This window comes from Nocardia sp. No.11 (genome assembly GCF_038752175.1).
Lineage (GTDB): Bacteria > Actinomycetota > Actinomycetes > Mycobacteriales > Mycobacteriaceae > Nocardia > Nocardia canadensis.
Window position 1 is genome coordinate 1 of sequence record NZ_JBCGFB010000194.1, and the last position, 7,251, is coordinate 7,251.

Consider the following 7,251-nt stretch of genomic DNA (forward strand, 5'->3'; position numbering starts at 1 on the left):
CCGGCCGCGAACCGGCCGCTGCGCGGCCGCCCCTCCTCGAGGTCGGGGGTGCGGGGTCGGGCGAGCGGAGGCTACCCGTTGGTAGGTAAGTGCCCAGCTGCGGTTTATTCTTCCCGTCATGCCGTATTTGGAGCGCTCCGGTGATGTGTTCGTCCTGTACCTCGGGAACGAGGGGGAGGCCGACAACGAGAACCGTTTCTCGCCGGGTTGGATCGATGCCTTCCACGCCGCCCTCGACGAGGTCGAGGCGTCGGAGGGTGCTGCCGCGCTGGTCACGGTGGCGACCGGCAAGTACTACAGCAACGGTCTCGACACCGACTGGCTGTTCGGCAACCTGGACAAGATCCACGGCTACCTCGACCGGGTGCACACCCTCTACACCCGCCTGCTGACCTTCCCGATGCCCACCGTCGCCGCGATCAACGGCCACGCGTTCGGCGCGGGCGCGATGCTGGCCTCCTCGCACGACTTCCGTGTGATGCGCGGTGACCGCGGCTTCTGGTCGCTCCCCGAGGTGCACCTCGGCATGCCCTTCACCGTCGGCATGAACGGCCTGCTCAAGGGCCGGCTGAGCAACCAGGTGTGCGTGCAGGCGATGACCACCGGCCACCGCTTCGCCGCCGACGAGGCGATCGCCGCGGGCATCGTGGACGCGAAGGCCGACGCCGAGGAGGTGCTGCCCGCCGCGATCGGGCGCGCCGCCGCGCTGACCAGCCTGCGCAAGCCGATCACCCCGATCATCAAGACCGCGCTGCACGCCGAGACCCTGGCCGCGCTGGCCACCCCGGTCACCGCCGAGAACCTGCCGTTCGGCAGCTGACTCCCGCGCCGGTGCGCCCCGGACCGCCGCTGATGCGAGACTGGGGGGTATGGCACCCTCGCGCACCGGCGAATTCTCGGCCACCGCCTCCGATGCCGCGATCGCCGCGGCATCGGAGGAGCTGATCGGCCTCTCGCACGCGATCCACGCCGAACCCGAGCTCGCTTTCGCCGAGACGCGCAGCGTCGCCAAGATCCTCGCGCCCCTGGCCGAGCGCGGTTTTCTGATCACCACCGGCGTCGCTGGCCTGCCGACGGCCTTTCGCGCCGTCTACGGCAGCGGCCCGCTGACCGTCGGTATCTGCGCCGAATACGACGCGCTGCCCGAGATCGGGCACGCCTGTGGGCACAACATCATCGCCGCCTCCGCGGTGGGCGCCGCGATCGGACTGGCCGAAGTCGCCGATCAGCTCGGTCTGACCGTCGTCGTGCTCGGCACGCCCGCCGAGGAGAGTGGCGGCGGCAAGGTCCTGATGCTCGAGGCGGGCGCCTTCGACGACATCGCGATGGCGATGATGGTCCACCCCGGCCCCGCCGACATCGTCGGCGCGCGCTCACTGGCCCTGGCCGACCTGTCGATCGTCTTCCACGGCCGCGAGGCGCACGCCAGCGCCGCACCGGAGCTCGGCCGCAACGCCGGTGACGCGGTGACCCTGACCCAGGTTGCCGTCGGCTTGCTGCGCCAGCATTTGCGCCCTGGCCAGCAACTGCACGGTATAGTCGCTGACGGTGGCGTAGCCCCCAACATCGTGCCCGGACGGGCGGAGTTGCTGTACTACCTCCGCGCGGCCGATTCCGCGTCACTCGACGACCTGATGCGACGAGCGAAGGCGTGTTTCGAGGCGGGCGCCCTGGCAACCGGCTGCACTCACGACATACGGACGCTCGCGCCCACCTATACCGAGCTCACCCCCGACCCGGTTCTCTCGGCTGTCTACCGCGCGCAGATCACCGGATTGGGCAGGGTGCCGATCGCGCCCGAGCTCGAGGTGCTGCGTCCGCTCGGGAGCACCGACATGGGCAACGTCACCAACGTGATCCCCGGTATCCATCCGGTGATCGGCATCGACGCCGGTGGCGCGGTGACCCATCAGCCGGACTTCGCCGCCGCCGCGGTGAACGCCTCGGCCGATCGCGCGGTGCTCGACGGCGCCCGCGCACTGGCGCGTACCGCTGTCGCGATAGCGCGCGATGAAGTACACAGGGACAGGTTGTTGCAACGGCTGGTCGAACGACAGGAGGACATTCGGTGAGCATTTCCGGCTATTCGGGCACCGCGCGCGCAGGCGCCGACGCGCTATCGATGGGCGTGGGAGCCCACTCGATGATGCGTGAGAACGCGGTCTGTCCGACCATGCCGGACACCGAACGAACCGATATGCCAGGAGCGGAGATCGTCGACGCGTGGCTGGCCGAGCACACCGCCGACCTCGTGCAATGGCGCAGGCACATCCACGCCAACCCCGAGTTGTCGCGCGCGGAGTTCGCCACCACCGAGTTCGTCTCGGGGTGGCTGACCAAAGCGGGTCTGAGCTGGGACGTACTGCCCGGCGGCACCGGCCTGATCTGCGATCTGGGGCCGACCGGCACGCGGCGCATCGCCCTGCGCGCCGACATGGACGCGCTGCCGATGCAGGAGTTCACCGGTCTGAGCTTCGCCTCGACCGTGCCGGGCGTCTCGCACGCCTGCGGGCACGACGCGCACACCACGGTGCTGCTCGGTACCGCGCTGGCGCTGGCCGAGGCCGAGCACACGCTGCCGGTCGGGGTGCGGCTGGTGTTCCAGCCCGCCGAGGAAGTGATGCCGGGCGGTGCGCTCGACGTCGTCGCCGCGGGGGCGATGCAGGGCGTCGACCGGATCTTCGCGCTGCACTGCGACCCCCGGCTGGAGGTCGGCAAGGTCGGCCTGCGGACCGGGGCGATCACCTCGGCCGCCGACACCGTCGAGCTGGTGTTGGACTCGCCGGGTGGGCACACCTCGCGCCCGCACTTGACCAGCGATCTGGTCTACGCGATCGGCACGGTCATCACCGGCCTGCCCGGGCTGCTGAGCCGTCGGGTGGATCCGCGCACCAGCACCGTCATGGTGTGGGGCGCGGTCAGCGCGGGCAAGGCGCCGAACGCGATCCCGCAGACCGGCATGCTCACCGGCACCGTCCGCACCGGCGACCACGCCACCTGGCTGCTGCTGGAACCGCTGGTCCGCGAGATCGTCGACGGCCTGCTGGCGCCGACCGGCGTGCGCTACCAACTCAACTACAAGCGCGGCGTGCCCCCGGTGGTCAACGACCCCACCTCGGCCCTGATGTTCGAGAACGCGGTTCTGGCGATGGGCCCCGACGCCCTGGCCGACACCCCGCAGTCCGGCGGCGGCGAGGACTTCTCCTGGTACCTGGAGGAAGTTCCCGGCGCGATGGCCCGCCTTGGCGTCTGGTCCGGCACCGGCGACCAGCTCGACCTGCACCAGCCCACGTTCGACATCGACGAACGCGCCCTGGCCGTAGGCGTCCGCACCTTGACGAACATCATCCTTCAGGCATGAGCAGCACAGAAGCACATGGGTAACTCACCGGGTACGGGCTGACCCGACCCACTCCTGACCGCCGGCCGCCGACACAACGTCGGCGGCCGGCGAGTCCGGGCAAAATACGCGGGGAGGCGGTCAAGCGCCGGGGCCGACGTTCTTGCTGTTGCGGGTGCGCAGGGCGTGGACGTAATCCTCTGGGGCGCCCGCCTTCTCAGCCGCNGCCGGGGCCGACGTTCTTGCTGTTGCGGGTGCGCAGGGCGTGGACGTAATCCTCTGGGGCGCCCGCCTTCTCAGCCGCGTCGGCGATCACGCCGATGTAGCGCGCCGAGGGCAGTCCGCCCTCGTAGGCGTCGAGGACGTACAGCCACGCCAGCCGGGACTCGCCCTGGGTGCCGGTGACCCGGATCCTGATCTTCTTGTGGATACCGAAGTCCGAGCCTTCCCAGCGGTCGAGGCGTTCCTCGTCCTCGGGGGAGACGTCGTAGAGCACGACGAATACCCGGGAGCCCGGATCCTCGACGACGGTGGCCAACGGCCCTTCCCAGCCGATGTCGTCACCGGCGAAGGTCAGGCGCCAACCTTCCAGCCACCCGGTCCCGGACATGGGCGAATGCGGGCAGCGTTCCAGCATCTGCGTCGAGTCCATGTTGGACCCGTAAGCGGCATAGATCGGCACCTGACGAACTGTAGCCAATAACAGCAGTGGAATTCCTGTCTCCCACCCAGATCGGCTGACGGTCACAGTCGTGGCGGGCCTCGACACGCCGAACTTGTTCACCGATCCGACCCCGAACCGTCACAGCGCACCTGAAATGATGGGGTGACAGTACGGACGGGTCCTCACAAGGGACGCGGCTGATCAGGCGAATACAGGGAGCGTGGCTGTGGCACGGATTGCGATCATCGGTGGCGGACCGGCGGGATACGAGGCGGCGCTGGTGGCCGCCCAGCACGGGGCCTCGGTCACCCTGGTCGACGCCGACGGCATCGGCGGCGCGTGCGTGCTCTGGGACTGCGTTCCCTCCAAGACCTTCATCGCCTCCACCGGTCTGCGCACCGACCTGCGCCGGGCTCGTGATCTGGGCATCACCCTCGACGCCAGCCAGGCGCAGGTGCACCTGCCCGAGGTGAACGGCCGTGTCAAGGCGCTCGCGCTGGCCCAGTCCGCCGACATCCGCGCCAAGCTGCAGGCCGCCGGGGTGCAGTTGCTGGCGGGCCGGGGCGAATTGGTCGGTCCCGCCGCCGGATTGGCGCACCGCGTCAGGGCCACGCTGGCCGACGGCAGCGCCGAGGAGTTCGAGGCCGAGGTCGTGCTGATCGCGACCGGCGCCAGCCCGCGCGTGCTGCCCGGCGCCGAGCCCGACGGTGAGCGCATCCTGAACTGGCGCCAGCTCTACGACCTGCAGGAACTGCCCGAGACGCTGGTGGTGGTGGGTTCCGGCGTCACCGGCGCCGAGTTCGTCTCCGCCTACACCGAGATGGGCGTGCGGGTGAAGCTGGTCTCCAGCCGCGACCGCGTGCTGCCGGGCGAGGACGCCGACGCGGCGCTCGTGCTGGAGGACGCGCTGGCCGAGCGCGGCGTGGAACTGGTCAAGCACGCCCGCGCCGACGCGGTGGAGCGCACCGCCGACGGCATCGTGGTGAAGCTGTCCGACGGCCGTACCGTGACGGGTTCGCACGCGCTGATGACCGTGGGTTCCACCCCGAACACGCAGAGCCTGGGCCTGGACCGGGTCGGCATCGAGCTCGATCGCGGCGGATACCTTCGCGTCGACCGGGTTTCGCGCACCTCGGTGCCCGGCATCTACGCGGCGGGCGACTGCACCGGCCTGCTGCCGCTGGCCTCGGTAGCCGCCATGCAGGGCCGCATCGCGATGTATCACGCGCTGGGCGAGGGCGTGAGCCCGATCCGCTTGAAGACGGTGGCCTCGGCGGTGTTCACCCGCCCGGAGATCGCGACCGTCGGCGTCAGCCAGACCGCCATCGACAACGGCGAGGTGCCCGCCCGCACGGTGATGCTGCCGCTGAACACCAATCCGCGCGCGAAGATGTCGGGGCTGCGGCGCGGTTTCGTCAAGATCTTCTGCCGCCCGGCGACCGGCGTGGTGATCGGCGGTGTGGTCGTCGCGCCGATCGCCTCGGAGCTGATCCTGCCGATCGCGCTGGCGGTGCAGAACAACCTCACCGTCACCGATCTCGCGCAGACGTTCTCGGTGTATCCGTCGCTGACCGGTTCGGTCACCGAAGCCGGGCGTTTGCTGATGCGCCACGACGACCTGGACTGAGCGGCCGCGCCGGAATGTGAGTCGGATCACTGAACGGCGAGGTTTCGAATTGTCTTGTTCGACAACGGTGGTCGTCGATTCCGCGCGGGGGTCCCGGAGCGTGTTTCCGCAGGCGGAGCGGCAGCGGTGCGAAACTTACTGCTGCGTTGCCTGTCCCGCGCTCATGTGGTTGACTCACGGCCGAGGCGCGATCAGAAGTGGTCGCGTGGTGGAGCAGTGGGGGATTCCCTCCGGGAAAGGGATAAGCGAAAAGTGAAGCATCGTAAGCCGAGTCGGGCGCAGCGAGCGATGGCCAGCACGTCGTTGCCCCTGGCCGCTGCGGCTGCCGTGGCAACCATTCTCGCGGCTCCGGCCGGCGCGGTCCCCAGTGACCAGCCGACCACTCCCGCGACCCCGGCGCCTGCGCAGCCGGGCACCCAGCAGCCCTCGGAGGAGGCGCCGGAGACCGGCGGCCCCGAGCAGACGCAGCCGGAGACGCCGGAGAACGTGAAGCCGGGCGAGACCAAGCCCGGTCAGACCAAGCCGACCCCGGCCCAGCCGGGCGTGACCAGCCCCGCGCCGGGTCAGCCGGGTCAGGCCACGCCTGCCACCCCGACCCCGAGCCAGCCGGGCGTCACCAGCCCGCGCGTCGCGCCGCTGCCGGTGCCGGGTCAGACCGGCCAGGGCGGCCAGGCGCAGCCGGCCGTGCAGCCGGAGCGCGCGGGCACCACCCCGCAGGAGGAGACCACCCCAGGCCAGCAGGGCACCACGCCCGGCCAGCAGGGCACCACCCCGGGTCAGCCGGGTACCACGCCCGGTGGTCAGCAGTCGCAGGGTCAGCCGTCGCAGACCCAGCCGAGCGTGCCGTCCGATCAGGGCACGGCCACCGAGGGCGAGGGCTCCGACCAGCTCGTGCAGACGCCCACCTGGCAGGCGCCGCACTTCACCGACGCCCCGGCCGCGCCGGTCGTCGAGATGGAGGGCCCGCACCAGGAAGTCGGCGTCTCCATCGACGGCGGCGGCGTGCTGCCCGGTGTGGTCAACACCCACCACTACAACAACGCCTCCGGCTACGTCGGCACTGTCGGCTACCGCACGCCGACCGGTTTCGGTGACGCGGGCGTCTCGGTCGAGTACATCGGCGAGAACTCGGTGAAGGTCACCACCTACAACGGTGGCGACGGCCGGGCCGACAACACCACCGTGACCGTCCTCGACACCACCCAGGCCAACCTGGCCAAGGCGGCGGTCGAGAACTGGATCAAGGCGCAGCCGGGTGGCGCCGCCGCGATCGAAGCGGCCGCGAAGGCTACACTTCCGGTGCCGGGGGAGCTGCTTCAGACGGTGAACGTCGCAGGTGTCACCACCCAGTGGGGTGGCTCGCTCCAGTACTGACACGCAGTACGTCGTGTGGGGCGGTCGGATGGCGACCGCCCCACACGTGTGTCCTGGGGAAAGGATTGGATTTGGGCACCGACGGTGACGACAACGAGCGCGGCGGCACACCACCCGCCGCCGGATTCGGTCCTCCCGTAGGCGATTTCGGGCCGCCCGTCGACGACGTGACCACCGGTTTCGGTGGTCCGCTCGCCGCGGCCCCGCCGCCCGCGCCGCCCGGCGGCCACCCGGAGATGGGCTGGC

General features: G+C 70.5%; 6 protein-coding genes and 1 pseudogene. 5 read left to right on the top strand and 2 right to left on the bottom strand.

Translation table 11 applies throughout. From position 1 onward, the window contains the following. Window positions 1-118 precede the first annotated feature (118 nt). From V8688_RS30560 to V8688_RS30570, 3 genes are all read left to right on the top strand, one after another. Window positions 119-820: an enoyl-CoA hydratase-related protein gene (locus V8688_RS30560; RefSeq protein WP_342802247.1), complete on the top strand. Its 702-nt coding sequence runs from the start codon at window positions 119-121 to the stop codon at window positions 818-820. Window positions 821-869: 49 nt separating this feature from the next. Continuing rightward, window positions 870-2,072 carry a M20 family metallopeptidase gene (locus V8688_RS30565; RefSeq protein ID WP_218717700.1) on the top strand — a complete coding sequence of 401 codons (1,203 nt, stop codon included), beginning with the start codon at window positions 870-872 and terminating at the stop codon, window positions 2,070-2,072. Window positions 2,073-2,197: 125 nt separating this feature from the next. Beyond that, complete coding sequence (locus V8688_RS30570; protein ID WP_218717707.1) at window positions 2,198-3,361, top strand: M20 family metallopeptidase; 1,164 nt, start codon at window positions 2,198-2,200, stop codon at window positions 3,359-3,361. A 120-nt stretch (window positions 3,362-3,481) separates the two neighbouring features. Here the strand turns inward: V8688_RS30570 and V8688_RS30575 are convergent. Together V8688_RS30575 and V8688_RS30580 are read right to left on the bottom strand one after the other, a co-directional pair. Then, window positions 3,482-3,565, bottom strand: a pseudogene (locus V8688_RS30575) (gamma-glutamylcyclotransferase); the annotation flags it as partial. Continuing rightward, window positions 3,558-4,022, bottom strand: a complete 465-nt coding sequence (locus V8688_RS30580; RefSeq protein ID WP_342802248.1) for a gamma-glutamylcyclotransferase — start codon at window positions 4,020-4,022, stop codon at window positions 3,558-3,560. The pseudogene V8688_RS30575 and the gene V8688_RS30580, both read right to left, overlap by 8 nt. Window positions 4,023-4,230: 208 nt before the next feature. Here V8688_RS30580 and V8688_RS30585 point away from each other — a divergent pair, with 208 nt between their 5' ends. Together V8688_RS30585 and V8688_RS30590 are read left to right on the top strand one after the other, a co-directional pair. Continuing rightward, window positions 4,231-5,631: an NAD(P)H-quinone dehydrogenase gene (locus V8688_RS30585; RefSeq protein ID WP_218717702.1), complete on the top strand. Its 1,401-nt coding sequence runs from the start codon at window positions 4,231-4,233 to the stop codon at window positions 5,629-5,631. 327 nt (window positions 5,632-5,958) lie between these two features. Beyond that, window positions 5,959-7,005: a hypothetical protein gene (locus tag V8688_RS30590; RefSeq protein WP_218717708.1), complete on the top strand. Its 1,047-nt coding sequence runs from the start codon at window positions 5,959-5,961 to the stop codon at window positions 7,003-7,005. Window positions 7,006-7,251: the final 246 nt, after the last annotated feature.